This is a genomic window from Streptomyces albiaxialis (genome assembly GCF_039530985.1).
In the GTDB taxonomy this organism is placed as follows: Bacteria; Actinomycetota; Actinomycetes; order Streptomycetales; family Streptomycetaceae; genus Streptomyces; species Streptomyces albiaxialis.
The window spans coordinates 316,917-342,634 of sequence record NZ_BAAAPE010000005.1; the positions used below are offsets into that span (position 1 = coordinate 316,917).

A 25,718-nucleotide genomic window follows, 5' to 3' on the forward strand; every position below is an offset into this window, starting at 1 on the left:
GGTGCCCGACTCCGAGAAGACGACCAAGAAGACCGGAAGCGATGAGATCACCCGCGGGAGCAAGGACCGCCCGCGGATCCGCACCGTAACGCCCGCCACCGGCCCGGACACCACCGGTTCGGACAACCCCGTACGGGACCGGGACCTGGACCGGACGCGCGCCGACGTCTGCGTGGTGGGGCACGGCGTCGTCGGACTGACCACGGCCATCGCCATGGCCAAGCGCGGCATGACCGTCGTCTGCCTCGACCAGCCGACGGAGAAGCAGCAGGCCAGCTACAAGGTCGGCGAGTCCCTGCTGGTGTTCTCCAACGCCTTCCTCCGCGCGATCGGCGAACTCGACGAGACCCTGGAGAACTCCTTCGGCAAGAAGGGCTTCTGGATGGCCCACGGCCTCGAGGGCCGTACGAGCTTCGACGAGTCGGTCTCGGAGTGGGGCTTCCAGAGCACGCTGCCCGACCACTGGGTGGCCAAGCTGGAGAACCCGCTCTTCTACCGCACCATGTTCAAGGACTCCCAGATCGTCCGCCCCGAGGTCGAGGCCGTGCTGCGCAAGCGCGCCCGCGAGACGGAGGGCATCACGTTCCTGGACTGCGGCCTGGTCAAGGACATCGACCTCGGCGACGAGGGGAGCGACCACGTCCTGCACTGGGCCTCGCGCGACAAGAAGCGGAGCGGCCGGATCGAGGCCCGCTGGATAGCCGACTGCACGGGCCGCGCCCGCCTGCTCGCCCGCCGGTTCGGTCACGACATCCCGCTCGACGACGGCTTCTCGACCACCGCCGCCTGGGCGCAGTTCTCCCACTGCACCCAGGACCTCTTCGACGAGCGCTGGAAGTTCTCGTTCCCCGACGGAGAGGTGACCGACCGGGAACGCACCACCGTGCATCTGTGGGGCGACGGTTACTGGATCTGGCTGATCCGCCTCGCGGGCGACCGCATCAGCGTCGGCGTCACCTACAGCCAGCAGCGCCCGCCGGAGGAGGGCAACGCGCGCGAGGTCTTCTGGAAGGTCCTGCGCCGCTACCCGATGCTCGACTGGCTGCGCGACGAGGACATGCTGGAGTTCAGCGCCTACCGGGACGTCCAGCGGATGACCAACACGTTCGTCTCCCCCAGGCGTTACGCCATGGTCGGCGACGCCTCCACGATGATCGACGCGCTCTACAGCCAGGGCATCAGCCTGTCCATGTCCACCGCGTGGCACCTCTCGAACATCGCCCAGCGCGATGTGCAGGAGGACCGGCTGGACCTGGAGTACATCGACCATGTGAACCGGGCCGGCACCGCCGACTGGCGGATCATGCGCTCGATGGTGCGCGGCAAGTACGGCCCCGCCATCGCCGACAGCCGGTTCTTCATCCTCGACCACATGCTCGACTACATGATCTTCGGGGCGGCGCTCCTCGGGCGCTTCCGCATCTCGCGCTGGCTCACCGAGACGGGCGGCCGGACCGACGAGGAGACCGTCGAGCACGCCCGGATCCGCGCGCATCTGGAACGGCGCCTCTTCCTCTCCCAGTCCGCCCCCTGGCACCGCCTCGACCCGCACCGGGTGGCTGGCCTGGTGGAGAAGTGGCACGAGGGGCTGGAGAAGCGGGCACTGTGGCGTCTGGAGAACGGCGAGAAGCTGCCCGCCACCAAGGCGGGCCTGCGTGCGCACGCCGCGCTGCCGGGCATCTGGCGGCTGCCCTACGTACACAAGATGAAGCGGGCCGATCTCACGCTGTCCGCCATCAGGGAACCGGGGTTCATGACGGCGACCGGCAAGGAGTACCGGCCCGTGATCCCGGCGGGTTCCGGCCCCATGCTCGTCACGCTGACCTCGCTGGGCACGCTGCTGGACGTCGCGGACACCCGGGTCCGCAAGGCCCGGCGCGCGCTGCGGCGCCGCCGCGGGGGAGGCACCCGATGACCACCGCGGATTCCGGGCAGAAGGTGGCGATCCCCTGGGAGCCACGGCTGGTCACCGCCATGGAGGAGTTCTCCGTCAAGGAGGCGCACACCCTGCTGCACGGGCTGTTCCGGCCGCGGATGGCGGTCTACTGGGCGGACTTCACGCTCAGCCTGCTGGTGGCCGGTACGGCGTTCTGGGCGGTGGGGCCGCTGGGCGGCCTCACCGTGGGGGGCATGGCGGCTTTCCTGGTCTCGGTGCTGGCGGCCTACCGCTGCTTCGCGTTCATCCACGAGATCGCGCACTTCCGGGCCAAGAAGGCGTTCGGGCCCTTCCGGATCTGGTGGAACGCCCTGTTCGGCATCCCCATGATGGTGCCGGTCTTCATGTACGAGTGCCACGGCGAGCACCACAACCGGAAGCTCTACGGCACCCGGCAGGACGCCGAGTACCTGCCGCTGGCGCGGATGGCGCCCTCCACCATCGTGGGCGTGCTGTTCACCCCACTGTTCCTGCCGTTCTTCGGGCCCTACCGCTTCGCCGTCCTCACGCCCCTGTCGTGGTTCGTGCCGCGCGTCCGGGAGTACCTGTACCGGAACGCCTCCTCGCTGAAGCTCGACTTCGAGTACCGGGGTCGGCAGCCCAAGGCCGAGGAGAAGTGGGTGTGGCGCGGCCAGGAGCTGCTGTGCCTGGCGTGGATCGCCACGGTCACGGCCCTGGTCGTCGGCGGCGTCGTCCCGGTGGGGCGGCTGGTGCAGTGGTACGCCATGTTCGCCGCCATCGCGCTCGTCAACTCGCTGCGGCTGCTGGCCGCTCACCGCTACCTGGGCGACGAGGACGAGATGAGCATCGTGGAACAGATGATGGACACCGTGAACCATCCGCGGGCCCGGCTGCTGGCCGAGCTGTGGGCCCCGGTGGGGCTGCGGCTGCACGCCCTGCACCACCTGATGCCCGGACTGCCGTACCACAGCTTCCCCCGCGCCCACTCCCGGCTCGTGGCAGGGCTTCCCGAGGACTCCGCGTACCGGCTCACCGAGAGCCCCGGCATGGCGTACACCCTGCGCCGGTTGTGGCGGGAGAGCCGCGCCCACAAGAAGGCGGGCACCCTGCTCGATCGTCAGGCGCTCAAGGAGGCCGCGGTATGAGGTCCCGTGCCAACCCGGAAGAGCGCGCGAGCGCCGATGCCCGCCCGCTGCCGATGGCGCCGAAGAGGGGATTGCTGGGGCACGCGCGGGCGTTGCAGACGGACACCCTCAACGCCCTCCACGAGTTGTCGTCCGGGTCCGACGGCGTGGTGGGGTTCCGGATCGGCGGCACTCTCGCCGTCGCGGTCTCCACGCCCGCCGCCGCACGGGACGTACTGATCCACCGCGCGGACGACTTCGGCCGGGGCAGGCGGCAGACCCGCGCGCTCACACCGCTGATGGGCCAGGGGCTGCTGACGAGCGAGGGCGAACTGCACAAGAAGCAGCGCCGGTTGGTCGTGCCGCACTTCTCCCCGCGCCGCATCCCCCGCCACGCGGATCTCATCGTCTCCTCCGCGGAGAACGTGGCGGAACGCTGGAAGCGCGGCGTCGACGTCGACCTGGTGGCGGAGATGAACGCGTTGACGATGGACATCGTCAGCCGACTCCTCTTCAGCACCTCCAGCCGCGACAACGGCCCGCTGGCCGAGGCCATCACCGAGGCCTTCGAGTGGGAGATGCACGCCCTCACCAGCCCGTTCGCCCTCCCGCTTGGAGTTCCCGTACCGCGCAACCGGCGGGCGCGGCGCGCCATCGACGGCATCCGGGCATGGATCGCCGAGTTCATCCGGCAGCGCCAGGAGGCCCAGCGGGACGCCGACGGGGGCGCCGGGGAGGACGCCCCCGCCGACGTGCTCGGGGACCTGATGGCCGCCCGGTACGAGGACGGCGGGGCCATGAGCGCGGAGTTGCTGCTCGACGAGGTCCTGACCACCTGGGGCGCCGCGCAGGAGACCTCCGCGGACGCCCAGGCGTGGACGCTGTATCTGCTGGCCCGCCACCCGGACGTGCTCAAGGGCGTCCACCACGAGATCGACACCGTGCTCGGCGAACGGTCGGTCCGCTTCGAGGATCTGGCGCACCTTCCCTACTGCCTCCAGGTGTTCAAGGAGACGATGCGGCTCTGTCCTCCGGCCGCGGTGATCCCCCGCCAGGCGGTGCGCGACACGGTGGTCGACGGCTGCGCGATACCCGCCGGGGCCATGATCTTCCTGAACGCGTACAGCCTGCACCGCCGTCCCGAGGTGTTCGCCGATCCGGAGCGCTTCGACCCGGACCGCTTCTCCCGGGAGCGGGAGAAGGAGCTGCCGAAGGGCGCGTACCTCCCCTTCGGCACGGGCGGGAACGTCTGCCCGGGCAGTCATCTGGCCATGATGGAGGGCCACTTGCTGACTGTGCTGCTCAACCAGCGCCTCACGTTCGAGCTGCTGCCGCAGGCCGCCGACGTGGTTCCGGAGCTGCTGGTGAACCTCCGCCCGAGCCCGGGAGTACGCGCGCACGTCGCCGCCCGCTAGCGACAGCCCGCCGGGCCCGGTCATGCCGGTCGTTCCGGTCATGCCGGGCCCGGCGGGGTCGAGGGCATGCGGACCATGAGCAGTACGGCCATGACGGCCGTCGCCCCCGCGCCGATACGCGCGGTCGTCGCCATACCGGTGACGAACGCGTGGTGCGCGAGCGCCGTGAGGTCCTCCCCCTGCCGGGCGGGCAGCGTGGCGGCCGTACGGACCGCCTCGGCGATCCCCCGTCCGGCACCCGCGGCCTCGGCGGTCAGGTCCGGAGGGGTGTCTCTGCGCAGCTCGCCCCGGTACGAAGCATTCAGGGCCCCGCCCAGGAGCGCGATGCCGAGGGCCGCGCCCATCTGACGGCAGGCGTCGGCCAGCGCGTTGCCGCCCGGCGCTCCCCCGGGCGGCAACGCGGCCGTGAGCGCTCGCAGTGCGGTCGAGAGCGTCAGGCCCAGGGCGAATCCCGCGGCGGTCAGCGCACCGGCCGCCGCCGCGTACGGGCTGTCGCCGTGCAACTGGCCGATCCACAGGAGCCCGAACGAGCACAGCAGCAGCCCGCCTCCCACCGTCCGCCGCGTCTCGAACCGGGCCGCGCATCTGTCCGCGACCGCAGCCCCCGCCGCGAGCCCCGCCATCATCGGCAGGAGGCGTACGCCGGTGGCCCAGGCGTCGTATCCCTGGACGTGCTGCAAGTACGGCGGCAGCACGAACAGCAGGGCGAGCAGGATGAGCGTGACGAAGGACAGCGCGGCCGTCGCCCACACGAAGCCCGAACACCGCCGCCGGGTCCAGCCGTCCGCCGCCGCGAGCCGGCGGCGGGTACGGGCCGCGAGCGCGCACAGCAGCAGCGCGCCGGTGCTCAGCGCGAGGAGCGTGAGCGGGTGGCTCCAGCCCAGGGCGGGGGCTTCCGTCAGGCCGAAGGCCAGCGCCGACGTACCGGCCAGGGCGAGCACGGCGCCGCGCAGGTCGACGGGCGCGTCGACGGGCTCCGCCGCGGCTGCCGGGACGGCGAGCGCCGCCCCGGCGAGCACACACGCGCCGACGAGAGCGTTGACGGCGAACACCGCCTGCCAGCCGAAGGCCTGGAGCAGCCAGCCCCCGGCCAGCGGCCCGAGGGGCAGGCCCAGCGCGAAGCCGGTGGAGGCGACCGCCGAGGCCCGGTTGCCCTCTCCGGGGGCCACGGTGCCCGGCGCGAGGGCGAGCGCCTGCGGCACGGCCAGGCCCGCGCCCGTACCCATGAGCGCGCGGGCGCCGATGAGTTCCACCGCGCTGTCGGCGGGGAGGGCCAGCGCCGACCCCGCCGCGAAGAGGCCGAGTCCGGCGAGAAGGAGTCGCTTGCTGCCGCCGTTCCCCCACGCCGACGAGGGGAACAGCAGGGCCGCGAACGGCAGGGTGAACGCGTTGGTCGTCCACTGCAGGTCGGAGGTGGAGGCGCCGACGGCGGTGGCCAGGGTGGGCAGGGCGATCGTGACGACCGTGACGTCCAGCCCGATGAGCACCAGTGCCGTGGTCAGGACGGCCAGGCCCAACCGCCGCCGTGTCGGCTTCCGCAGAGGGTCGGTGATGTCTGCTCCCGGTAGCACGAGCGGCGAGGTCAGTCCGCGGAGCGCGCGGGTCCGGAGGGCGCCGTCGCCTCCCGTTCCGATGCGCGCGGCCGGTCCTCCTCGCCGGAGGGCATCGGGCTCGGTCCCTCGGTGAGTTCCACGCGCGGCAGGGCCCGGTCCAGCCAGCGGGGCATCCACCAGTTCGCCGGCCCGGCGAGCCGCATGGCGGCGGGGACGACGACCACCCGGATCAGCGTCGCGTCCACCAGGACCGCCACCGCCAGGGCGAACCCCATCTGCTTCAGCTCGACCACCCTCGTGATCATGAAGGCGGCGAAGACGACGACCATGATGGCGGCGGCAGCCGTGATCACCTTGGCGGTGTGGGCGGTGCCGACGGATACGGCGCGCAGGTTGTCCCCGGTCCTGTCCCACTCCTCCTTCATGCGGGAGATGATGAACACCTCGTAGTCCATGGACAGTCCGAACAGCACGACGAAGGTCAACAGCGGCAGATAGGCCTGGATGAAGCCCCGGCTGCTGAAGTCGAACAGCGCCTCCCCCGCGCCCTGCTGGAACACCCAGGTGAGCAGGCCGAACGCGGCGCCGACCGACAGCAGGTTCATCAGGATCGCGCTGAAGGCCAGCAGCAGGCTGCGGAACGCGAGCAGCAGCAGGAGGAAGGAGAGGCCGAGGATGGCGCAGAGGACCCAGGGGGTCGCGCGGTTGATCTCCTCGGCGACGTCCACGGTCTGCGCCGTCAGGCCGCCCGTGGTGACGGTGATCCCGCCCGCGCCGCGTTCCGCCTCCGGCGCGGCGGTGTCACGGATCCAGCGCACGAGGCCGCTCGTCTCGTCCGAGTCCGGGGCCGCCTTGGAGAAGACGGTGAGCATGGTGACGTCGCCGCGCGAGCTGACGATCCTCGACAGCGCACCGTCGTCCTCCTTCAGGGCCGCCTGCAGCGTCGCGCCGTCGCTGCGCCCCGCCTTCTCCTTGAGCAGGTCGGTCACGGACAGGACGCCGTCGACCTGCTTGTTGTCCTTGACGGTCTTCGTGAGGCGTTCCAGCGCGGCCACGCCCTTGTCGTCGAAGGCGCCGTTGTCGCTGGTGACGACGATCTGGACGGGGACCGCGGCGCCCGGGGCGAACTTCTCGGAGACGATGTCGTAGCCCTTGCCGGCGGGCGCGTCCGCCACCGCGCCGGCACCGACGTCGAAGCCGAGCTTCAGGTCGGTCACCGGTACGGCGGCCGCCCCGAGGGCCAGCACCGCCGCGCCCCCGATGAGGACGGGGCGCCGCATCACGGCCCTCGTCCAGCGTGCCCACACCGAGTGCTCGGGGTCCGGGTGGTTGACGCTGCGCCGCAGCCCGGGCACGGCCAAGCGGTTGATCCTGGTGCCGCACAGGCCGAGCATCGCCGGCAGCAGCGTCATCGCCACGGTCAGCATGACCGCCACGGCCACCATGACCCCGAAGGCCATCGACCAGAACACCGGCGACCGGACGAGGAACAGCCCGGCGACGGAGATCAGCACGGTGCACCCCGAGAAGAGCACCGCCTTGCCCGCGGTCGCCATGGTGGCTCCGACGGTCTCCCCGATCGGGCGTTCCGGCCGCGCCTGGAGTTCCTCCCGTTGCCGGGTCACGATGAACAGGCAGTAGTCGATCCCGAGCGCCAGCCCCAGCATCGTGACGATCGCCTGGACGAACGTGTCGAACGTCGTCACGTAACTGAGCGCGCCCAGCGCACCGAAAGACGTCATCAGCGCCGCGACGCCGAGCAGCAGCGGCAGTCCGGCGGCCACCAGCGTGCCGAAGGCGATCAGCAGGACGACCAGGGCGATGGAGAGGCCGATGGTCTCGGCGCGCGCCAGGTCCTTGTCCTGCTGCTCGATGACGGCGGCGTTGAGCGCGCTGGAGCCGGTGAGCATGACGTCCACGCCGTCGCCCTCGACGCGGTCGAGCGCCTTCTGGATGTCGGGGGCGGTCTTCTGCCGCTTGCGCTCGTCCCCCGTCAGGCCGGCCAGGACCAGCGCCGTACGGCCGTCGGCGGCGATCTGCTGCTCGCCCCCGGCCGCGTAGGGGTCCTCGACGCTCGCCACTCCGGACTGCTCGCGCAGCTCCGCGACGCCGCGGCGCACGACGTCGCGGAACTCGGCGTCCCGGGCGGAACGGGTGGCGGAGTCGAAGACGACGACCACGTCCTCGGTCACCGCGTTGTCGAACTCCTCCTTCATGAGCTTCTCGGCCCGCGCCGACTCCGAGCCGCGCACGGTGAGGGAGGAACCGGTCAGGCTGTCCGTGAACTTCGGGACGAGCGCTCCTCCGACCACGAGGACGACCAGCCAGGCGAGGAGCACCCGCCACACATGCGTGGCACACCAGGCACCGAGACGGTGCAGGAGGGTGGGGCCGGAGCGCCCTTCGTCCGGGCTCGTACGGGGTGGCATGCGCGACGCTCCTCACTCGACTGACTGGTCGGTCGAGAAAAGTATGGCACTAGACCGACCAGCCGGTCTAGTGCTACTTTTAGGCGGTAATGGAAACGATCGCCGGTTCCATATCTCGCTCGCGAGAAGCGGCCCGAAGGGACCCGGCAGGCACGAAGGACAGGGCACCTATGGCAGCCAACGAAGACCGCAGCAATGCGCGCAGAACGCAGATCTTCAAGGCCGCGGCTGCGGTTTTTGCACGGCAGGGCTACCACGGAGCCCGTATGGACGACATCGTCAAGGAATCCGGCCTGAGCAAGGGAGCGCTCTACTGGTATTTCAAGAGCAAGGAGGAGCTGGCGACCGGTCTGGTGAACCAGATGCTCACCCACGAGTCCGAAGCGCTCGAGGCCGTGGTGAGCAATCCGGAACCGGCGGTCGACCGGCTCCGATTCGTGTCGTCGTCTTTCGCCCGCGACCTCACGGAGAATCCGGAAAAAGCCTCGCTCACCCTGGAACTGCTCTCCCTGGCCCGTACCGTTCCCGAGATCAGGGAATGCTTCAGCTCCCACCACGAGCACTTCGTCGACCAGATCTCACGGCTGCTCGCGGATCTCCGTGGCTCGCGGCCTTCCGCGCCGGAAACGCGGGCCGCCGCGCTGGCCCTTTCGGCGCTGATCGACGGAATGGTGCTGCGCTGGACCCTGGCCACGCCGCCCTTCGACCTGGAAAAGGCGCTGCGGGAAACGATCGACGCCCTTGTCCAGGAGGCGAGTGGCCCCGGGGAATGACGCGCGGCTGCTGACCCGCGGCTACCAGCCGACGCGGTCGCACCCCACATGGTCGGCGGGCTCTACCTGCAGCGTCGCGTGCGCGATGCCGTGGCGCACCTCGAGCAGCTCGCGCGCCTCGTCGAGTACGCGATGCCCGTCATCGGGCGTTTCCGTGACGAGGTGGGCCGTCGCCACGTTCATCCCCGACGTGAGGGTCCAGAGGTGCAGATCGTGCACGTCCGAAACCCCCTGGATGCCGGCCAGTTCGTCGGACACGGCCACGGGGTCCACCCCCGCGGGGGCGTGCTGCCCGAGGACAGCCAGCACCTCCTTGCCCAGCATCGTCGCGCGCACCGCCACGAAGACACCGATGGCGAGCGCGATCAGGGTGTCCCACACCGCCACGCCCGTAGCGGCGACGAGCCACCCGGCAATGATGACCCCGACGGAACCGGCCGTATCGGCGACCACTTCAAGATAGGCGCCCTTGACGTTCAGGCTGTCGGCCGCTCCTTTTCGCAGCAGAAGGAGCACCACGACATTGACCGCGAGACCGATCGCCCCCACGACGAACATCGGCCCGGTTTCCACGTCGACGGAAGTGCCGATCCGGGAAATCGCCTCCACCACCACATAGACGGCCACGCCGTACATCAGCAGCACGGCAAGAAGAGACGCGAAAACCTCGGCCCGGTAGTGACCGTAGGTCCGCCGCCCCGTGGCATCGGCCCGGGTCGCCAGCCGCGTGGCGACCAATGCCGCCCCCAGCGCCGTGACATCGGCCGCCATGTGCCCGGCGTCGGACAGCAACGCGAGCGAACCGGAAATGATCCCGAAAACCAGCTCGACAATGAAGTAGGCGCCGATAAGGAAGAATGCCACCGCAAGACGCCGCCGATACGGCCCAGAAGCGGGCTGTGTCCCTCCACCGTGACTATGACCGTGCCCCATACCTCGCACCCCTCCCGACTTTCCCGAGTCCGCCGAGAGTAGACGGAGGAACCTCGGCCTCGCAAAGGCTGTACTGAAGACCGTTCCCATCTCCGAAAGCGACACCGGCACCGTGAACGGAGAGCGGCGGAAAATACCCCGTGGAAACAGCGCGAATGACGGGCAACGCAGGGGAGCTGTTCGTGTCCTGCCGTTCTACAGGTCCCCTTCGGGCATCTCGGCGAGCCCGGTCTCGCGCATGTGCGAGGAGACCTCTGGCCGTGACCGCCGTCATGGAACCGGCAGGGCCGCCGGGCCGCTCTTCCTGCGAGGGCCCGTGAGCGATGCTGATGTCGGGACGGGGCGGAACGGGGCGGGGACAGGGCAGGGAGTGGAGTTGGACTGGCGGTACGGGGAGATTCCCGCGACGATCGGCGGCTATCGCGTCGAACGGCGTATCGGCGCCGGGGGCATGGGGGTCGTCCTCCTCGCCGAGGCGCTGCGGGACATCCACCGGGTCGGGCTCGTGCACCGGGACCTGAAACCGGCCAATGTGCTGCTGACCGAGTACGGCCCCCGCATCATCGACTTCTGCATCGCCCGGGTGCTGGCCAACGACCTGATCACGCGGAGCGGCAAGGTGCTCGGCACGGTGTCCTTCATGGCGCCGGAGCAGTTGACGGCTCCGCGCGAGGTGGACACGCGGTCCGACGTGTTCGCGCTCGGCGGCGTCCCGACCTTCGCGGCCACCGGACGAGGCCCCTTCGACCTGGGCGACGACACCCCGGCCGTCACCGTCGCCATGGGGATCGTGCACGACGAACCCGACCTGTCCGGCGTCCCGGCGGGGCTGCGTCCCCTCGTCGAGCGGTGCCTGCGCAAGGACCCCGCCGACCGCCCCTCCCCCGCCGAGCTGCTCGCGTTGCTGCGGGATGCGCCGTCGCCCTCGTCGCCGCCGGACCCGCCGGTCCCGGTCCTGGCCCCAGTCCCTCGGCACTGGACGAGTCCGAATGCGAGAAGAAGCCCGTCAAGCGCGGCGGCAAGAGGCTCACCCTCGGGGTGGCCGGCGGGCGCCCCGGCCTGTCGCTCCGCAAGCCCGACTGCGGGTTCGCGGGATTCGACGCGGAGGTGGCGGCGTACGTCGCGCGGGAACTGGGATACGAGCCCGAGCGCATCATGGCGTTGCAGGGGGGCGAGGTGGACATGGTCGTCTCCTCGTTCGCGCGCACCCGAGCGTGCGCGACACGTCGCTCTCTCCGTCCCGTACATCACCGGCCACCAGGATCTGCTGCTGCGCGCGAACGGGCCCTCGGATCTGAAGGGCAAGAGGGTCTGCGTGGTGGAGAACAGCACCGGCGAGGAACGGCTGCGCGCCTTCCTGGGGCCGCCCGGGACAGGACCACGGTGGTGCCGGACAAGGACATCGAGCGCTGTGTGAAGCGGCTGACCGACGGCTCCGTGCACGCGGTCACGGCGAACGACACGTCGCTTGCCTACGCGGCGACCCTGGAGCCCAGCACCTTCGCGCCGGCCGGTCTCGGGACTGCCGCTCACCGCGGCGCACGCGTCGGCCGACGACACGGCTGAAGCGGCACCTGCCCGGGGTCCGCCCGCATGGGCGCCAGAGTCCTCGCCCACGAGGGGGTCCACGGAACACCGGCCCAGACACGCGTCGCCCGGACCGAGGGCGTGGACGTGTCCAGCGGCAGCGATCTCGGTGTGCGCGTAGCCGAACACCTCGCGCAGGACGAAGACCGCGCGTTCCAGCGGTGTCAGTGCCTCCAGCACCACCAGCATCGCCATCGAGTACGACTCGGCGCGGGCGGATCGCCCCCGGCCTGCGTGCCGACCTGCTCCTCGTGGACGGCGACCCGACCACCGGCATCACCGCGACCCGCTCGATCGCCGGTGTCCGGCGGGGTGGCGTCGGGTCCACGGCTTGACGACACAGTGAACGCCGGACACGGTGAACGCCGTACCTAGCGCGTGGTTTTCGTGGGCAGCGCGTCGATGGTCTCGCGGAGTGCGTCGTCGGTCGGTGTCGGGTCGATCCCGAAGGCCGCTGTGGCGGCGGAGGAGTCGAGGACGAAGGGCCGACGCAACTGGTATTGGACCTCCACCAGCTCGCGTGCGGCAGGGTTGAAGGCACCGGCGATCCTGAGCGCGACGGCGGGCATGGCGGCCACCTTGGCGCTCGGGGCTCCCGTCAGTTCGGCGGCGCGGGCGGCGAGCGCGCGGACGGACAGCGGCGGGGCCGTGGGCACGTGCCATGCCCGGCCCCATGCGCCGTCGTCCCCGGCGACCGCGATCAGCGTGCGGGCCACGTCACCGACGTAGGTCCAACTGTGCGGCGCATCCAGGTCGGCGGGCACGGCAGCGCGTCGGCCCGCGAGGACTTTGGGCAACACCATGACGGTGAACGGCGTGTTCGCGCCCGCGCCCAGGTAGTCCGATCCCCGGACCTCCGCCGTGCGGATGCGCCCGGCCTGGTGCGCGGCCAGCGCGTCGGCCCACAGCTTGGCCCGGACCTCTCCTTTGACGGAGTTGGGGCGCAGGGGCAGTTGCTCGGTCATGGGGGCGTCGACCTGACCGTAGCCGTACAGATTGCCGGTGGTGACCAGCACCGTGCCGGTGGCCTCGGCGGCACGTATCAGGGCCGCGCCGAGGGGCGGCCACTCGGTGGGCCAGCGGTGGTAGGCCGGGCCCGCGCAACTGTAGAGCGCGACGGCGCCCTCGGCGTGCCGGGCGAGAACGTCCGGGTCGGTGGCATCTGCCGCGACGCGCTCGATGCCGGCCGCCTCCGGCCCGCCGCCGCCGCGCGTGAGCAGGCGGACCTGCTCGCCTCTGTCGGCGAGTATCCGTGCGGTCGCCGAGCCGACCGGGCCGGCCCCGACGATGACGTGAAGGGACATGGTTGACACTCTCCTCATCCGGAGCGAGAACGCCGTTCGAATCAGCCCACCGTACAGAGCCCGGACGCACGGCGACGTGCCGTCGCTCGGCGACCCCGCGGGCGTCCCGGCGGCTTCGGGTGGAAGCGGGGCTCGCGACGCAACGCCAACGGCGTCACCGATGGATGGCGTCAGGGGGTACGGAGGAGTGCGGCTGTGCGAGTCATCGCGGACAGGTACGAACCTGTGGAGTTCGTGGGCCGGGGCGGCATGGGAGAGGTCGGGGAGGGCCGGGAACGGCTCATCGGGCGCCGCGTCGCGTCAAACTGCTGCTGGACCACCAGCACGGCCCGGCCGCCGACCTCCCGGCCGCCGACCTGTTCTTCCGCGAGGCCCGCACCGCGGGCGGGCTGAACCCCCGCGGGGTCGTCACCGTCCACGACCTGGGCCGCGACCCGCGCGACGGCACAGCGGGCCCACCACCCCCTCGGCCCTCACCCGTCCCCGTACCGTGCGGACAGCATCGGGATTCCGGCCAAGTTCACAGTGGCCGACGGCGTCCTGTACCTCTGCGGTGAGTCCACGGTCACCGCCCTGCAGCGGCGGGACGCCGGGCACAAGCGCTGGGACGGTCCCTCCGGCCTCTCCCCGCAGCGGCCCGCGTTCGCCCACGGGACGCTGTACGTGGGCGATCTGGGCGACGACGAGGGACTGTGGGCGCTCGGCAAGGACGGCAAGAAGAAGTGGGTCTTCCCTGTCGGCTACAGCATTCCCCAGACACCCGTCGTCTCCGGCGGGCTCGTGTACGCCCTCGACGCCGAGGACGGCTCCGAGCGCTGGTCAGCCTCGACCTGGACGGGCAGGCAGAAGGTGAGCGTGGTGGCCCTCGGCGCGGCCACAGGGGCGACGCCCGACGGAAGCCGGCGCCGGAGGCTTGGGCTCGACCGCGGATGCGTATTCCATGGCGGACGGGTGCGCGTGAACGCATACTGGTGGCAATGACAAAGCCAGCCGCCCCGAGGCGGTCCTTGCCCACCAGCCCCTTCCAGGCCCCGGTCACGCTGCCTCCCGAGCAGTTCGCCGTGGGCGACCGGGTCTCCCACGACATGTACGGACTCGGCCGTGTGATCGGCATCGAGGATGGTCTCGCGGTGCTTGTGGATTTCACTTCGGCACAGAAGCGGGTCATGAGTCCGTACACCAAGATGAGCAAGCTGTAGCGCCCCCGTGCCCCGTCGCGGCACGCCAACCCGTTCATGTCCGCGTCACACATGGGAGACCCGTCATCGACCCGACCTTGTTGTTCTCCGCCCCGGAAGGGGCGCCCCACCGGGCCACCGCGGCCTCGCCGCCTCCGTCGACGAACCCCTTCAATGCCCAGGGCCTCGAGGCGAACGAGGCTCTCCTGCCCCAAGGCCCGCAAGCATCCGCCTCGGACGCGGACGCGGCCCCGACCGTCGGTTAACTCCCCGGGAGGGGCCCCGCCCTGGTCCAGCGGTGATAGGCGTCCACGTCGACATTGCTGCCGCACACGATGGTGACCACGTGCCGTCCGGCGAAGCGGTCACGGTCTTCGAGGAGCGCCGCGACGCCCAGCGCGGCCGAGGGTTCGACGACGAGACCGGCGTGGTCGAGGAGCATCCTCATACCGGCGATGATCGACGCCTCCTCGACCAGGACGGCGTCGTCGGCGACCAGGAGGAGGTCGTCCAGGACGGCCGGTATGGGACACCGTCCGGCGACGCCGTCGGCGATGGTGTCGGCCGAGTCGGTGGTGACGACGCGCCCCCGGTGCCAGGAGCGCGTCATCGCCGGTGCGCCCAGCGGCTGGACGCAGATCACCTCGGCCCGGGGCGCCATGGCCTTCACCACATGCCCCACGCCGGTGGCCAGCGCCCCGCCGCCGAGGGCGATCAGGACGGTGTCGAACGACGCCGCGCTGTCCACCAGTTCCAGACCGATGGTCGCCGCGCCCTCGCACGTCTCGATGTCCAGGCTGTCTTCGACCAGCCGAATGCCGTCGCGGCGCGCGATCGCCGCCGCCCGCTCGCGCGCCCTCTCGTGGTCGCCGTCCACCAGTTCCAGCCTGGCGCCCAGTGCGCGAATGCGCTCGAGCTTGGCAACCGTCGCGAAGCGGGAGGCCACGACGGTGACGTCGAGCCCCCGGCCGCGACCGGACCAGGCGAGGGCTTGCCCGAGGTTGCCCGCGCTGGCGCACACCACGGCTCGCGAGCCGCGCTCGGCGAGCCGGCTCGCGACCAGCTCGGTCCCGCGGGCCTTGAAGCTGCGGACCGGGTTCGCCGTTTCCAGCTTGATGCTCACCGCACACCCGAGGTCGGGCTCCAGCGCCTCGCAGCGGTACAGCGGAGTGTCGAGGAACATCGGGTCGATCACCCGGCGGGCCGCCCGGATCCGAGCGGTGTCGAGACGCGTCTCCTGCATGACACAGCAGCGTAGGGCCGCCGACGCCGTTCCGTGCGCGATGAGGAGCTGACGCGGGGATGCCGGGGCCCCGTCCGTTCGCTGCGGTCGGAGAACGGGGTCCCAGCACCAAGGGAGTTCGCGAGCACGCCCGGCATCAGCCCGGCGGGCACGGCGACTCGCCGGGGTCTGGACCGGGCGGCCCCGGTGATCCGGCCCACCGGGCCTCTGTTCACGAGATCGGGTTGACTTCAACTTCGCTTCAAGTTGCAGGGTTGGGCCGTCAGGGCGAGCCGCGACAGGCGTGGCCGCCGCGAGTTGGGGGGTCCTTGTGAGCGAAGCACACAGCATCCTGGTCATCGGTGCGACCGGCAATCAGGGCGGCGCCACCGCACGGCAGTTGCTCTCCCGCGGATGGAGCGTCCGCGCCTTCGTCCGTGACCCGGACAAGCTCGAGGCCCAGGCTCTCGAGAAGCAGGGGGCGACCCTCGTCCAGGGCGACTTGGACGACGAGGCGTCCCTGCACAGCGCCATGACCGGCGTCCACGGCGTATTCAGCGTACAGGCGCTCGCGTACGAGCCGGAGACGCTCGCCGCGGAGGTCCGTCAGGGCAAGGCGGTGGCGGACACGGCCCAGGCCCTGGGGGTCGAGCACCTCGTCTACAGCTCCGTGGGCGGGGCCGAACGCCGCACCGGGATCGGCCACTTCGAGAGCAAGGCCGAGATCGAGCGGCACATCCTGGCCCTCGATCTGCCCGCCACCATCCTGCGGCCGGTGTTCTTCATGAACAACCTGCTGCACTACGCCGACGCCCAGGGCGAGCGGCTCATGGCGCTGCCCGTGAAGCCGGACAAGCCGATGCAGATGATCGCCGGTGACGACATCGGGTTCTTCGCGGCTGCCGCCTTCGACGACCCGCAGGGGTACATCGGCCGCCAGATCGAGCTGGCCGGGGACGAGGTCACGTTCCCCGCGGTGGCGGAGATCTATGAACGGGTCACCGGCGTTCCCACGCGCTTCGAGGCCCTGCCGATCGAGGAGCGCATGTTCGAGTGGTTCGCGGAGGAGGGCTACCAGGCGGACATCCCCGTCCTGCGGCGCCTGCATCCGGCCCTCATGTCCCTCGAGGACTTCCTGTCCCGACGCCTGCGGCTGCGGCCGTAGGGCCGAACGGGCGGCGCCGAGGTGCTCGGCGGTACGCCCGCGGCCGCCCGCAAGCTCGCCTCCCGCGCGCGGGTACGGGTGGCCGAGTCCGGGAGCGGCCCCGCGCGTCCAGAGCCGAGACCGCACGCGTGCTCAAGGCGTTCAAGGCGGCCGCCGACGCGGGGAACATGGACGAGCTCGTCGCGCTGCCGCATCCCGAGGTCACGTATGTCGCCGACGGCGGCGGAAAGGTGACGGCCGCGCGCAGGCCGGTCCGGGGAGCCGCGCCGATCGCGCTGCCGGCGGTCGGGCAGATCGCGATCAGGCAGCCTGGCGCGTTCCGGCTCGTCGAGGCGAACGGGCTCCCCTTCTTCCCTCGTGAGGCGGTGAATTCCCGGCGTTCGGAATGAACGCGAGCTGAATGACCGCGCAACGTTCCGGACGGCCCAGAACGAGGACTGGACCGGCGCCGTGTCACAGGTGACTGCCCTTACTCCAGCTCAATTCAAGGATCAGGTATGAAGCATCGCCGCACATCGGCGGCCGTCGCCCTGGCCGCCGCGATCACCCCGTTGACGCTGCTGGCCGCCGCTACCGCCGCGCACGCAGCGGACGGACGGTCGCCCTCGCCGTCGCCCTCCACCTCCTCGTCCCCCTCGGAACCCGCCCCGGAGCCCACCCCGGAGTCCTGCAAGAACGGCCCCGCCTCCAAGGTGAAGCTCAGTCTCAAGGGGGTTCCCGAGAAGATCGAAGCGGGCGGCGGCTGGCACGAGTTCAGCCTCGGCGTGAGCAACAAGTCCGACAGCCCGCTCGGTCAGGTCGAAGCCACGGTCAACGCCTCCAACGGCGAAGGCAGCGAGAACGGGGACCTGTTCAAGTACGCCTGGCTGGAATTCTGGGACGCCGAAAAGGGCGAGTGGCTGGATCTGGAGGAAGAGGGCCGCAACGATATCCGCGACACCGGCATGATCTTCGGCTTCACGGATCTGGACGGCAAGGATTCCGTCACCCTGAAATTCCGTATGCGGATCGACGCGGAAGCCACGCCCGGCGACAGCTACGCCTACGGCGGCGCCAGGTACACGGACCCCGACGAGAACTGCACCGACGGCACCATCACCCCGTCCTCCACTTTCGAGGTGCTCGCACCCGGCGCGGGCGGCGACAGCAGTGACGGCAACGGCAACGGCGGCGACGACAGGCCGGAGGGCGGCGCCGCGCCCCAGGGCGGCAAGGAGGAGCAGGCGAGCACGGAGCACCTCGCGAAGACCGGTTCGTCCACTGAGGTGACGGGCATCGCGGTCGCCGGCGGCCTGGCCCTGCTGGCCGGCGCGGGCACGGTGTACGCGGTGCGCCGCCGCAAGGGCGGTTCCGCGGCGGCGTAGGGGCGTCGCGCCCACATGCCTCCGCGCGTACCCGGGCGCGAAGGCATGTGGGCGCGGCCGTGCCTCGCGGGAGTCGCCATGCTCTCGCCCACCCCTCAGGGGGAACGTTTCTGCGCGCCCGGCGTGCGCGCCGGATCGAGCGCTTCCCGCGCCACCGACAGGTCGACGGGGCGGACCCGGCTGTGGACGCGGAAGCGCTCCCCCTCACCCACGGGGAGCGCGGACAGGAGTACGGAGACCGGCCCGGCGAAGCTGTAGCGCCGCTCCACCGCGTACCCCCGTACTTGCGCGGCCAGCTCCGGACTGGGCACGGGGCCGTACTCCGCGAGCCTTTCGTGGTTCGCGTCCGGCAGTTCGATCGTGAAGTCGTTCGGCACGAGCACCCGGTCACGGCTCACGATCAGAGCCCTCCGGTCGCACTCGTGGCGCAGGACCGTGACCACCGCGATGTGAGCGTGCCGCGGTCTGCGGGCCGCGGCACGCACCCATGCGGTCGACCGCTCCCTCACCGCCCCCAGCCACGTGGTGCTGCCCTTCCTCACTACGGCCACCCGCCTTCTGCTCGCTCCTGGGCCACAGGCCCGTCCTGGCCGGTTAACGGACAGGCGCACGCGAGGGCACGCACCTCCCCTCCGATCAGCGCACGCCCCCCTCAGGTGAGCCTCCGACGGATACGCAGATACAGGGATACGGGGATCCACGACTGGTGGTCGTCGTCAGTCCCGTGTGCCGGTTGCAGCGTCGTCCTCCGGTCGCCGCCATGCCGGGTTCAGCCGGATCTCCACGTCGGCGGATTCGGCGTCGCGGACCGGCTCGGCGGTCACATGGACGCCCAGCGCGCGGCCCGTACCGGCCTCCGTGAAGGTCAGGGGCGGCCGGCCGTCCTGGAGGTGCTTGTCGCCCCACTGCATCAGGGACATGAACACCGGCAGCAGGTCCTCGCCCGCCTCGGTCAGCCGGTACTCGTAGCGGCTGCGGCTTCCCGGCTCCCGGTAGGGGGTGCGCACGACGACACCCGCGGACTCCAACTGCTTCAGCGCGCGCGAGACGGCGGGGGCCGTCGTCCCGATCCGGGTGGCGAAGTCCTCGAACCTCGTCGTGCCGTAGAAGCACTCGCGGACCACCAGGAACACGGTCTTGGTGCTCAGCAGCCCCAGCACGCGCTCCGCCGAGCATCCGTCACCGATCGACCAGGTGTCCCGGTCGCGCAGCCTCTCCTCGAAGTTCATCGCCACGCACCCATGGTAGCTAACGCTTGCATTACCCAGCACGGACGTGATTCCCTCTGCCTAACGTCACCGTTAGTCAGGTGTGCCGAGGGAGGAATGCCGTGGTCGCGATAGCGGGCAAGGTCGTGGTGGTGACCGGTGGGCGGCGCGGGCTGGGTGCCGCGCTGGTGGACGAGGTGCTGGCCCGTGGGGCGCGGCGGGTGTACTCCACCGCACGCTCCCCTTTCACCGACACCCGCCCGGAGGTGGAGGCCGTCGGACTGGAGGTCACGTCGCCGGAATCGGTGGCCGCGCTGGCGCGGACCGCCCCGGACGCCCAGGTCGTGTTCAACAACGCGGGCATCCTCCGGCCGGGCCCGCTGCTGACGGGCGAGTTCCCGGACGTCGTCGCGACCTTCGACGTCAACGTCTTCGGCGTACTGCGCGTGGCGCGGGCCTTCGCCCCGGTCCTGGCGGCGAACGGCGGGGGCGCGCTCGTGAACATGCACTCCGTGCTGTCCTGGCTGGCCGGCAGCGGCGCCTACGGCGGCTCGAAGGCCGCGGCGTGGTCCCTCACGAACTCGCTCCGGCTCGAACTGGGCCGGCAGAACACGCAGGTCGTCGGCGCCCATGCCGGCTTCATCGACACCGAGATGGTCTCCGCCCTCGACCAGCCCAAAGCGACACCGGCCGAGATCGCCGCCCGGATCGCCGACGGGGTGGAGGCCGGGGCCACGGAGGTCCTGGCCGACGACATCACCGTCACGACGAAGGCCGCGCTGTCGGGCCCCGTCGAGCGCCTGGCCTTCACCCCCGCCCGCACCCCCGCACGCTGACCCCTCCCTCGCCCGAGAAGGACGGAACCCGCATGCCCCTGTGGACCATTCACCACTCGCCCGGGATCTTCGACACCGACGGGAAGCGCCGCCTGGCCCTCCGCATAGCCGATCACTACGAACAGGTCGGACTCCCCCGGTTCTACGTCGTCACGCTGTTTCACGCGACGCCGCCCGAGGACTTCTACGTCGGCGGCGAGTCCACCGACGCCGGAGTCCGGATCTCCATCGACCACATCGCCCGGCGCAACCCCGACCAGGACAGCCGCCGCCGGACCGCCCAGTGGATCAACGGCATCCTCCGGCCACATCTCACCGGCCGGCACCCCGCACTGCACTGGGAGTTCCACGTCGACGAAACCAGCGACGACCTCTGGATGATCAACGGAATCGCACCTCCCCCAGCAGGCTCCGAGGCCGAGAAGACCTGGGCCGCCACGAATTGGGCATCCCCGTACTGACCGGTCGTCCCTCGGAAGGCTGGGCGTGGCACCGGCGTTCGGTCGCCGCATGGCCCAGGTGCTGAACTGGCCGCCTGTCGGACTCGGTTGACGGTGCGGACTCGGCGACGGCGATCGCCGGAAGGGCGGCGGTCTCAGGCGCGGTCGATCGAACGTACCCGGTAGGCGACGGCGGGGGCCGGTGCCGGGCCGTGGCAGGTGAGGCGGTACGGGGCCGAGCGCTCGGCGTGCACCTCGACGTCGTAGGCGGCCGGGCGGGGCGCGCGGGAGGCCACGTGGAGTCGCCAGATGCCGCCGTCACGGGTGCTGCTCGTGACGGCATGGTCGTGCCGTCCCGCGGGGCCGAAGCGGGCGAGCAGGGCCGCGACCGCGGCCTGTTGCGGCGGGCCGAGGTCGGTGTAGCCGCGCAGTCGGCCGGCGTGGATGCGCCCGGCCAGGTGTTCCTCGACCACCGCGATGGCGGAGGGGGCGTCGAGAGAGCCGTAATACACCCCGTCGGGCACGACGACGACGTTGGCGGCGAACCGGTCGCCGCCCACGTGCGTGCACTCCCACACCAGGTCCGGCCAGCGCCCGCTCAGCGCCCGCGCGACGGGGCGTCCGCGCACGGAGCAGCAGATGTCGTGCTGCCCGTGGACGCAGACGAGGACGACCGGAGAGGGGTCGATCCGGCCGGGCGAACGGAGGGCGTCGGCGATCTCCGCCAGGTCCTCGTCGTGGGCCCATGTGCCCCAGCGCTGGCGGTACGCGCCCGAGGGCTCGTAGTGCAGTACGGCCCACCGGGCGGGGCCGCGGGGCCCGGGGCGTGCCAGCCGCCGGATCAGGAGGATGCGGGCCCGGACCGCGTGGGCGGCGGTCCAGACGCGGGCCTTGACCCCGGGGGCGAGGTCGAGGCCGTCGAAGCCGTTGGACGGCCACGCGCCCCGGTATTCGACGAGCACCCACACCAGTCCGCGCGGCGCGGTGCCCGCGAGGGGGTCCCCGCGCGTGCGGGCGGCGTCGGCGCAGAAGAAGCGGTCCTTGGCGGTCACCGGGGACCGCTGCTTCGGCCGGGTACCAGGACGCCCGCGCGCAGCAGTCTCTCGGCGAGCGCGAGACCGAGGTCGCCGGCCGTGCGGACCTCGCCGTCCAGCAGGCGGCGGATGACGGGCAACTCGGCCTCCGGGAAGTCGAGCCAGCCCACGCGGGTCAGCAGGCGTGCCCCCTCCAGCCGCGCCTCCAGAGCCTCCCGCAGCCGTACGGGCGATCGCGGGCCGAGGGCGTCGACGGCGGTGAGCTGGGCCAACGGGCCCAGTGGCGCGGGGCGTTCCTGGCCCCGGCGGGCCCGGTGGAACAGCGGGGCCGGGTCCGCTTCTTCGACCGCGGCGGCGAGGCGTTTGCGGACGCCCTCGGTCTCCCACGCGGTGCCGTCGGCACCGAGCGGCAGCGAGCCGCGCATCTCGGGATCCTCGCGCAGGGCGGCGAGCGCGGCTTCGGCCATCTGTTCGGCCAGCGCGTACCGGGTCCAGACGTGAACGCCCAGGGTCAGATGGACCGACACCTCTCCCCTGGCCTCAGCGGCATGCAGCCAGCCGCGCGGCAGATACAGCACGTCGCCGGGTTCCAGCACAGTGTCGAGGTACGCGGGCCCCTGCGCGGCCTCGGCGACGGCGGCGCGGTGGTCGGTCCAGGGCTGTCGGCGCAGCGGGTCGCGGTGGACGGGCTCACGGACGAGCCAGCGCTTACGGCCCTGGATCTGGACGACGAAAACGTCGTGGACGTCGTAGTGGTCGTCGAACCCCCGGTTCTGCGGCGGGGTGACGTACGCGTTGGCCTGCACCGGGTGCCCCAGCTCGGCGCCGAGCCGGGCGCACAGGTCGCCGACCGGGGCCCAGGCGCGGTGCAGGGCCTGGAGGACGAGCGTCGCGCCGTCCGCGAACAGCCGCCACAGCGCGGTGTCGTCGACCTGGTCGGCGACGGTCGCGCCGACGCCGCCGGACGCGGTGTAGGACGACTCGGGAAGCACCGCGCCGTTCTTGGCGACGCGGAGGAAGGGCGTACGCAGTCCCCGGCGCGAGACGAGTTCGTCCACGGCGTCGGCGTCGAACACGTCGGAGAAGTCGCTCGCCCTACGGGTGAGCAGGGCGTCGCGCGACCAGATCTGCCGGGCGAACTCCTCGACGGGCAGGCCGGTCAGACGGGACTCCAGAATCCCGGCGTCGCCGGGGACGCCGGGATTCCGGAGGTCGGCCCGAGGGGTGGTCAAGACCGGTTGCCGCCGCCGTCGGCGCCACCGTCGTGGACACCGGGTTCACCGGCCGCACCACCGTCGGCCGGACCCTCAGCACCACCGTCCGCACCACCATCGTGCACACCCGGCACACCGGCCGCACCACCGTCGGCCGGACCCTCAGCACCACCGTCCGCACCACCATCGTGCACACCCGGCTCGCCAGCCGCACCACCGTCCGCCGGGCCCTCGTGCTCGTTCGGATCCTGATCGGAAATAGCCACGGTTCCTCCTCGGCATCGACCTCTGGTGCCCTGTCGCCGGCTCTTCGGGCCGGTCGTGGCTCTCCAGACGCTGCGGCGAAAGGGAAGTGTCTCCAGGCTCGCCCAGAACACGGCTGCCTGCATCTCGTGGCCGGCCGGCCACGAGCGCGGAGCCCGGGTGTACGCCGCTGGCTTGCTCGATCAGGTTCCTGTTCCGTCGTGATTCCGCGCCTCGGTGATGCAGTCGTGCAACCGGTGGCGCACGTTCCGCAGGTCCGTCATCTGCCGGTCCAGGCGGTCGCGTTCGGCCGCGAGCAGCTCCAGCAGTTCCGGTGACGCCTCACCGGAGTCGGCGAACGGCAGCACCTCGCGGATGGTTCTGCTGGGCAGGCCCATGGAGTAGAGCTGCTGGATCAGCCTGACCCGTTCGACGGCACCGGCCGGATACTGGCGCTGGCCACCCGGATTCCGGGTGGAGTGCAGCAAGTCCTGCTGCTCGTAGTAGCGCAGCGCCCTGACACTGACGCCCGCCTGCGCGGCGACCTCTCCGATCCGCACCCGGCCCCTCCTGGCTCGACTCCACGTCTCGTCCGCGTCTCGCTTGCACCTGACGTCGACGTCAGGTTTTAGCGTAGCGGACACGGCGCGAACCACCCCTTACGACCTCTGGAGCACGCCTGTGACCAGCACATCTCCGATGACCAACATCGGCAAAACCGTCGTCGTCCTGGGCGCCACGGGGCAGCAGGGAGGATCGGTCGCCGCTGCGCTGAGGGCCGAGGGCTGGGTGGTGCGCGCGGTCGTGCGCGATCCGTCCGGCTACCGGGCCCGTTCCCTCTCCGCCTCCGGCGTCGAAACCGTCCGCGGTGACCTTGGGGATCCGGAGTCGCTCCGCGCGGCCTTCGCCGACGCCCACGGTGTCTTCAGTGTCCAGCCGAACTCCGGACAGGCCGGCGCCGGCGTGACCGACGAGGACGAGGTCCGCTTCGGCACGGCGGTGGCCGACATCGCCGAGCGCTGCGGCGTCGCCCACCTTGTCTACAGCTCGGCGGTCACCGCGGGCTCGACAACGGGCGTCGGCCATCTCGACACCAAGAACCGTATCGAGGCCCATGTCCGGGATCTGGACATCGCCGGCACCATCATTCGGCCGGCCACGTTCATGGAGCTCCTGGTGACCCCCGAAATCGGCCTCGACCGGGGACACCTGTCCTTCCTGATGCGCCCCGACCAGGCCATGCAGTTCATCGCGGTACGCGACATCGGCCGCATCGTCGCCGCGGTCTTCGGCTCACCCGAAAGCTACGTCGGCCGCACCATGGAGATCGCCGGTGACGCTCTCACCGGCAACGCCCTGGCCGGGCATCTGACCCAGGCCGCCGGTCGACCGATCAGCTACAGCCGCCTGCCGGCACGGGACGAGGTCCTCGGCAAGTTGGAAGCACTCGTCGACTCCGGCAGGCTGGTGGGAAACGCGAACCTCGGCGCCTTGCGCACGGAATTCCCGTTCCTGCTGCGCTTCGACCGCTGGCTGGCGGGCCCCGGTGCGGGCCTCCTCGAGGAGACGCTCCGTTCCACGGACACGGGCATCGCGCCGCGCTGAACGGGGCCCTTCCAGGCGACGTCGGAGATGTCGGCGAATCCGGGGTGAGACGCAGATCGCGAACAGGCCGAAGACGTTGTCGCATCGTACCCGGCACGACCACCCCGCCCAGCTCCCTTGGCACCGGCGTCGAGGTCCCGACACCTCGCCGGGTCAGCCGTGTGGCGGTGCCGCGCTCGATTCGCGTACCACCATCACCGGCGCCGGGTCCTCGACGCTCTCGTGGCGGGCGGGTTCGCCCTCCCGCTGGCTCAGCAGCAGCGTGACCGCGCGGGCGCCGAGTTCGAAGAGCGGGAGCTTGACGACGGTCAGCCGCGGCTGGAGGAAGTTCGCGACGAAGACGTCGTGCAGCCCGACCAGCGAGATGCCGTCCGGCACCCGCACCCCGGCGTCGTGGGCCGCGCTGAGGGCGCCGACGGCGGAGAGCACGTTCGCGGCGAAGACGGCGGTGGGGCGCGTGGGCGCCGCGAGCAGTTCGCGCATGCCGCGACAGCCCTGCTCGGCGGTGTGGCCGCCGGGGAAGACGCGGGACTTCGGGGCCTCCAGCCCGGCCGCCTCCAGCGCTTCCGCCCAGCCCTTGCGCCTGCGGTCCGCACGGCTGCGGGGGCCGTCCACCTGGAGCAGGCCGATGTCCCGGTGGCCCAGCTCGATCAGGTGGGAGACGGCAAGGTGGGCGGCCGCGTAGTCGTCGACGGCGACGCTGCCGACGGCGCCCCGCGTACGGTCGTTGAGCAGGACGGTCGGCACCTCGGCCGACGCGATCTTCGACACCAGGGAGTCGGCGGCGGTCCCGGCCCGCTGGAGGAGCAGGCCGTCGATCGCGCCGCCGGAGACGATGCGCTTGAACATCTCGTCGTCGGTGGCGAGCGCGTCGACATCCGCCAGCATCAGCGCGTAGCCGCCCTTCGCCGCCTCGGCCTGGGCACCGGCGATGATCTCGCTGTAGACGGGATTGCTCGCGTCGTGGACGGCGAGGCCGATGACGCCGACCCTGGCCTTGCGCAGGGCCCGCGCCGCGTAGTTCGGCGTGTACTCCAGCTCCGCCGCCGCGGCCCTGACCCGCTGCTTCGTCTCCTCGCGGGCACGGAGGGTCTCGTCCCCGTTGAGCAGCCGGGAGACGACCCCGACCGACACCCCTGCGCGCTTCGCCACGTCGGCGAGAGTGACCATCGCGTGCGTTCCTCCCCGAGACTC

Annotated in this window: 25 protein-coding genes and 1 pseudogene; 13 read left to right on the forward strand and 13 right to left on the reverse strand. The window is 71.4% G+C overall.

Annotated elements, in window-relative coordinates; translation table 11 throughout:
• The first annotated feature begins 1 nt into the window (after nt 1).
• The 3 genes from ABD343_RS09395 to ABD343_RS09405 are packed head-to-tail and all read left to right on the forward strand — an operon-like array spanning nt 2 to nt 4,436.
• Entirely contained in the window at nt 2–1,915 is a 1,914-nt protein-coding gene (locus ABD343_RS09395) for an NAD(P)/FAD-dependent oxidoreductase (RefSeq protein WP_344526078.1), read from the forward strand.
• Entirely contained in the window at nt 1,912–3,042 is a 1,131-nt protein-coding gene (locus ABD343_RS09400) for a fatty acid desaturase (RefSeq protein ID WP_344526080.1), read from the forward strand. The genes ABD343_RS09395 and ABD343_RS09400 overlap by 4 nt, the downstream gene beginning before the upstream one ends.
• Complete coding sequence (locus ABD343_RS09405) at nt 3,039–4,436, forward strand: cytochrome P450 (RefSeq protein ID WP_344526082.1); 1,398 nt, start codon at nt 3,039–3,041, stop codon at nt 4,434–4,436. Before ABD343_RS09400 ends, ABD343_RS09405 begins: the two co-directional genes overlap by 4 nt.
• A gap of 38 nt (nt 4,437–4,474) precedes the next feature.
• Here ABD343_RS09405 and ABD343_RS09410 read toward each other — a convergent pair whose 3' ends face one another.
• Together ABD343_RS09410 and ABD343_RS09415 are read right to left on the reverse strand one after the other, a co-directional pair.
• Entirely contained in the window at nt 4,475–6,007 is a 1,533-nt protein-coding gene (locus ABD343_RS09410; RefSeq protein WP_344526084.1) for an MFS transporter, read from the reverse strand.
• Nucleotides 6,008–6,018: 11 nt separating this feature from the next.
• Nucleotides 6,019–8,418 carry an MMPL family transporter gene (locus ABD343_RS09415; protein WP_344526086.1) on the reverse strand — a complete coding sequence of 800 codons (2,400 nt, stop codon included), beginning with the start codon at nt 8,416–8,418 and terminating at the stop codon, nt 6,019–6,021.
• A gap of 170 nt (nt 8,419–8,588) precedes the next feature.
• On the opposite strand from ABD343_RS09415, the gene ABD343_RS09420 reads away from it, so the two are divergent.
• The gene (locus ABD343_RS09420; RefSeq protein WP_344526088.1) at nt 8,589–9,191 is read left to right on the forward strand and encodes a TetR/AcrR family transcriptional regulator; all 603 of its coding nucleotides are present in this window, start codon (nt 8,589–8,591) and stop codon (nt 9,189–9,191) included.
• A 21-nt stretch (nt 9,192–9,212) separates the two neighbouring features.
• Here the strand turns inward: ABD343_RS09420 and ABD343_RS09425 are convergent, their stop codons facing one another.
• On the reverse strand, nt 9,213–10,124 hold the full coding sequence (locus tag ABD343_RS09425) for a cation diffusion facilitator family transporter (RefSeq protein ID WP_344526090.1): 912 nt from the start codon (nt 10,122–10,124) through the stop codon (nt 9,213–9,215).
• Nucleotides 10,125–10,500: 376 nt separating this feature from the next.
• On the opposite strand from ABD343_RS09425, the gene ABD343_RS40960 reads away from it, so the two are divergent.
• On the forward strand, nt 10,501–11,541 hold the full coding sequence (locus ABD343_RS40960; RefSeq protein WP_425578129.1) for a serine/threonine-protein kinase: 1,041 nt from the start codon (nt 10,501–10,503) through the stop codon (nt 11,539–11,541).
• 239 nt (nt 11,542–11,780) lie between these two features.
• Here the strand turns inward: ABD343_RS40960 and ABD343_RS09445 are convergent.
• Both ABD343_RS09445 and ABD343_RS09455 read right to left on the reverse strand, forming a co-directional pair.
• Nucleotides 11,781–11,924: pseudogene (locus ABD343_RS09445) on the reverse strand (sigma factor-like helix-turn-helix DNA-binding protein); the annotation flags it as partial.
• Between the two features lie 158 nt (nt 11,925–12,082).
• The gene (locus tag ABD343_RS09455; protein WP_344526092.1) at nt 12,083–13,015 is read right to left on the reverse strand and encodes an NAD-dependent epimerase/dehydratase family protein; all 933 of its coding nucleotides are present in this window, start codon (nt 13,013–13,015) and stop codon (nt 12,083–12,085) included.
• A gap of 525 nt (nt 13,016–13,540) precedes the next feature.
• On the opposite strand from ABD343_RS09455, the gene ABD343_RS09460 reads away from it, so the two are divergent.
• Complete coding sequence (locus tag ABD343_RS09460) at nt 13,541–13,996, forward strand: outer membrane protein assembly factor BamB family protein (protein ID WP_344526094.1); 456 nt, start codon at nt 13,541–13,543, stop codon at nt 13,994–13,996.
• Entirely contained in the window at nt 13,993–14,214 is a 222-nt protein-coding gene (locus ABD343_RS09465; RefSeq protein ID WP_344526096.1) for a hypothetical protein, read from the forward strand. The genes ABD343_RS09460 and ABD343_RS09465 overlap by 4 nt, the downstream gene beginning before the upstream one ends.
• 241 nt (nt 14,215–14,455) lie before the next feature.
• Here the strand turns inward: ABD343_RS09465 and ABD343_RS09470 are convergent, their stop codons facing one another.
• Nucleotides 14,456–15,436 (reverse strand): threonine ammonia-lyase, encoded by a 981-nt coding sequence (locus tag ABD343_RS09470; RefSeq protein WP_344526098.1) that lies wholly within the window; start codon nt 15,434–15,436, stop codon nt 14,456–14,458.
• A 310-nt stretch (nt 15,437–15,746) separates the two neighbouring features.
• Here ABD343_RS09470 and ABD343_RS09475 point away from each other — a divergent pair, with 310 nt between their 5' ends.
• The 3 genes from ABD343_RS09475 (at nt 15,747) to ABD343_RS09485 (ending at nt 17,944) form a co-directional block, all read left to right on the forward strand.
• On the forward strand, nt 15,747–16,580 hold the full coding sequence (locus ABD343_RS09475) for an NmrA/HSCARG family protein (protein WP_344526100.1): 834 nt from the start codon (nt 15,747–15,749) through the stop codon (nt 16,578–16,580).
• A gap of 167 nt (nt 16,581–16,747) precedes the next feature.
• The gene (locus ABD343_RS09480; RefSeq protein WP_344526102.1) at nt 16,748–16,969 is read left to right on the forward strand and encodes a sigma-70 family RNA polymerase sigma factor family protein; all 222 of its coding nucleotides are present in this window, start codon (nt 16,748–16,750) and stop codon (nt 16,967–16,969) included.
• 108 nt (nt 16,970–17,077) lie between these two features.
• A complete protein-coding gene (locus tag ABD343_RS09485; RefSeq protein WP_344526104.1) occupies nt 17,078–17,944 on the forward strand; it encodes an LPXTG cell wall anchor domain-containing protein in 867 nt (288 codons plus the stop codon).
• A gap of 95 nt (nt 17,945–18,039) precedes the next feature.
• On the opposite strand, the gene ABD343_RS09490 is transcribed toward ABD343_RS09485, so the two are convergent.
• Both ABD343_RS09490 and ABD343_RS09495 read right to left on the reverse strand, forming a co-directional pair.
• Nucleotides 18,040–18,645 carry an FhaA domain-containing protein gene (locus ABD343_RS09490; RefSeq protein ID WP_344526106.1) on the reverse strand — a complete coding sequence of 202 codons (606 nt, stop codon included), beginning with the start codon at nt 18,643–18,645 and terminating at the stop codon, nt 18,040–18,042.
• Nucleotides 18,646–18,660: 15 nt separating this feature from the next.
• Nucleotides 18,661–19,173 carry a winged helix-turn-helix transcriptional regulator gene (locus tag ABD343_RS09495; protein WP_344526415.1) on the reverse strand — a complete coding sequence of 171 codons (513 nt, stop codon included), beginning with the start codon at nt 19,171–19,173 and terminating at the stop codon, nt 18,661–18,663.
• A 101-nt stretch (nt 19,174–19,274) separates the two neighbouring features.
• Here ABD343_RS09495 and ABD343_RS09500 point away from each other — a divergent pair, with 101 nt between their 5' ends.
• A complete protein-coding gene (locus ABD343_RS09500; protein WP_344526108.1) occupies nt 19,275–19,988 on the forward strand; it encodes an SDR family oxidoreductase in 714 nt (237 codons plus the stop codon).
• Nucleotides 19,989–20,020: 32 nt separating this feature from the next.
• Nucleotides 20,021–20,449: a tautomerase family protein gene (locus ABD343_RS09505; protein ID WP_344526110.1), complete on the forward strand. Its 429-nt coding sequence runs from the start codon at nt 20,021–20,023 to the stop codon at nt 20,447–20,449.
• A gap of 134 nt (nt 20,450–20,583) precedes the next feature.
• Here the strand turns inward: ABD343_RS09505 and ABD343_RS09510 are convergent, their stop codons facing one another.
• From ABD343_RS09510 to ABD343_RS09525, 4 genes are all read right to left on the reverse strand, one after another.
• A complete protein-coding gene (locus ABD343_RS09510; protein ID WP_344526112.1) occupies nt 20,584–21,480 on the reverse strand; it encodes a ferredoxin family protein in 897 nt (298 codons plus the stop codon).
• Nucleotides 21,477–22,694 carry a cupin domain-containing protein gene (locus ABD343_RS09515; RefSeq protein ID WP_344526114.1) on the reverse strand — a complete coding sequence of 406 codons (1,218 nt, stop codon included), beginning with the start codon at nt 22,692–22,694 and terminating at the stop codon, nt 21,477–21,479. The genes ABD343_RS09510 and ABD343_RS09515 overlap by 4 nt, the downstream gene beginning before the upstream one ends.
• A complete protein-coding gene (locus ABD343_RS09520; protein WP_344526116.1) occupies nt 22,691–22,942 on the reverse strand; it encodes a BatC protein in 252 nt (83 codons plus the stop codon). The genes ABD343_RS09515 and ABD343_RS09520 overlap by 4 nt, the downstream gene beginning before the upstream one ends.
• A 180-nt stretch (nt 22,943–23,122) precedes the next feature.
• Nucleotides 23,123–23,479: a MerR family transcriptional regulator gene (locus ABD343_RS09525; RefSeq protein ID WP_344526118.1), complete on the reverse strand. Its 357-nt coding sequence runs from the start codon at nt 23,477–23,479 to the stop codon at nt 23,123–23,125.
• Between the two features lie 139 nt (nt 23,480–23,618).
• Between ABD343_RS09525 and ABD343_RS09530 the strand changes: the two genes are divergently transcribed.
• A complete protein-coding gene (locus ABD343_RS09530) occupies nt 23,619–24,524 on the forward strand; it encodes an NmrA/HSCARG family protein (RefSeq protein ID WP_344526120.1) in 906 nt (301 codons plus the stop codon).
• A 153-nt stretch (nt 24,525–24,677) separates the two neighbouring features.
• On the opposite strand, the gene ABD343_RS09535 is transcribed toward ABD343_RS09530, so the two are convergent.
• Complete coding sequence (locus tag ABD343_RS09535) at nt 24,678–25,694, reverse strand: LacI family DNA-binding transcriptional regulator (RefSeq protein ID WP_344526122.1); 1,017 nt, start codon at nt 25,692–25,694, stop codon at nt 24,678–24,680.
• Nucleotides 25,695–25,718 lie beyond the last annotated feature (24 nt).